We start from the raw sequence: 1,795 nt of genomic DNA, 5'->3' as shown, positions 1-1,795 counted from the left end.
GCCGCGCCGCCGGCGCCGGCGATGATCGCCTTGAGCCCGCGGTCGGCCGCGCTCTTGGCATAGGCGACGAGGCGGTCGGGGGTGCGGTGCGCCGAGACGATCTGCACCTCGTGCGCGATGCCCAATTCCTCGAGGATCTGGACCGCATGCGCCATCGTCGGCCAGTCCGACTGGCTGCCCATGATGACACCGACTTGCGGCGCGCTGTCGCCCATCCTGATCCCTCCTCTGCCGGCGCCCGGTCCATCGGTGAATCGCCGCCGCCCTTCCCCTAGCGACAAGGCCGCGCGCGGGCAACGCCGCCAATTCGATGTCGTCCGTTCGATATCGGGAGCGACGATGGTTCCGCCCCCGCGTTTACCGATTGGTATGAAGTCGTCGTTAGGATTGCTCCCAGACTATCCACCGGCATCGGGCCGGGGAATGTGGGTTCGGTTCGGGGACGTCGAATGGACAGCGTAGGGGGGGCACGGATCGCGATCGACCAGATCGGCGTCCTGTCCGTTGACTCCATCGAGGACCAGTTGCGCGAACTGCGCCGCGAACGCGACGCGCTGCGCCGCGAAAACCGCGTATTGAAGATCGCCGTCGCCGAGCTCGAGCGCGTGTCCGAGCGCGACACGCTGACCCCCTTGTTCAACCGCCGCTATTTCCTGACCGCGATCCATCACCGCATGGCGCGGTTCGAACGTCATGCCGAACGCGCTGCGGTCGTCTTCATCGACGTCAACCAGCTCAAATATATCAACGACAGCTTCGGGCACGCCGCAGGCGACTTTGCGCTGATGGAAATCGCCAAGCGGCTCGCGGGCTCGATCCGCGCGACCGACGTCGCAGCGCGCATCGGCGGCGACGAGTTCGGGCTGATCCTCGACCAGTCGAACGAAGAGGGCGCGCGCGCGCAGGTCATCCGGCTCTGCGACGTGCTGAGCGCGTCGCCGGCGCATTATGACGGACACGAAATCGCGCTGTCGGCCTGCTTCGGCATCGCGATGCTGCAGACCGGGATGACCGAATCGGACATTTTGGCCGCCGCAGATCGCGACATGTACAAGAGCAAGCAGAGCCTCGGCGGCTTGCCCGGGCATCGTTAGGGTCGGGGCGCTAACCGCGCGTTAACCAGAAAGGCGCATCGTGCCCCCACGGACAGGGGGTGAATGATGCAGACCCGGATCGATCCTTTTCAGGACATTCGCAGCCGGATTACCGGACAGATCGGCGCGTTGGCCGAAGCCTTGCCGCATTGTGCGTTCGTCGAGATCGTGCGGGGGATCGACGATATCCGCTGTCTTGCGCGCGACAATGGTTTCGCCGCGGTCGAAACGCTGGCGAGCCGGCTGGAATCGGCGGTTGCGGCGGGCGGCTATCGCGCCGCGATCCTGACCTATCTCGACGCGATGAGCGACGCGGTGAGCGCCCCGCAGGGGCCGCTGCCCCCGGCGATGCAGGAAGCCTGGCTGGCATCGGTCGCTGTGCGTCTGGATCATTGACCTTGATCTTCCGACGATCCAGATATCTCCAATGGATGCAATCATGCTCGCGCTGGTGGCGGTGCTGCTCGCCAATGCCGACGGGCGCAGCGGAATGGCGCTTTCGCGTCTGTTGAGCGCGCGCGAGGATCGGCGCGCGACGGTCGTCATCGTCTTCGCCGCCTTCCTCGCCAACGCGCTGGTCGCTGCCATCGCGGGATCGATCGCGAACCGGATGATCGGGCAGGGGGTTGCCGCGTTGCTCGTGGCGCTGGCCCTGTTCTCGGCCGCGGCGGCGCTGCTCTGGCGGATGCGGCCGGCGGCTG

3 protein-coding genes and 1 pseudogene are annotated in these 1,795 nt (G+C 66.5%); 3 read left to right on the top strand and 1 reads right to left on the bottom strand.

Features of this window, described 5'->3' with window-relative positions:
- Positions 1-215 (bottom strand): AIR carboxylase family protein (locus VN047_RS17610; protein ID WP_325544947.1); only part of this gene is annotated, 215 nt, incomplete at its 3' end.
- A 234-nt stretch (positions 216-449) separates the two neighbouring features.
- On the opposite strand from VN047_RS17610, the gene VN047_RS17605 reads away from it, so the two are divergent.
- The 3 genes and pseudogenes from VN047_RS17605 to VN047_RS17595 form a co-directional block, all read left to right on the top strand.
- Positions 450-1,094, top strand: coding sequence for a GGDEF domain-containing protein (locus tag VN047_RS17605; RefSeq protein ID WP_325544946.1), 645 nt, complete (start codon positions 450-452; stop codon positions 1,092-1,094).
- Between the two features lie 63 nt (positions 1,095-1,157).
- Positions 1,158-1,490, top strand: a complete 333-nt coding sequence (locus VN047_RS17600) for a hypothetical protein (protein ID WP_325544944.1) — start codon at positions 1,158-1,160, stop codon at positions 1,488-1,490.
- Positions 1,491-1,533: 43 nt separating this feature from the next.
- Positions 1,534-1,795, top strand: a pseudogene (locus VN047_RS17595) (hypothetical protein); the annotation flags it as partial.

The sequence above is a fragment of the Sphingopyxis sp. genome, from assembly GCF_035565275.1.
GTDB lineage: Bacteria > Pseudomonadota > Alphaproteobacteria > Sphingomonadales > Sphingomonadaceae > Sphingopyxis.
This window is presented reverse-complemented; position numbering and strand designations above follow the sequence as displayed.

Coding starts and splice junctions, on each gene's coding strand:
- VN047_RS17605 (WP_325544946.1), top strand. CDS start 450: ATGGACAGCGTAGGGGGGGCACGGATCGCGATCGACCAGATCGGCGTC.
- VN047_RS17600 (WP_325544944.1), top strand. CDS start 1,158: ATGATGCAGACCCGGATCGATCCTTTTCAGGACATTCGCAGCCGGATT.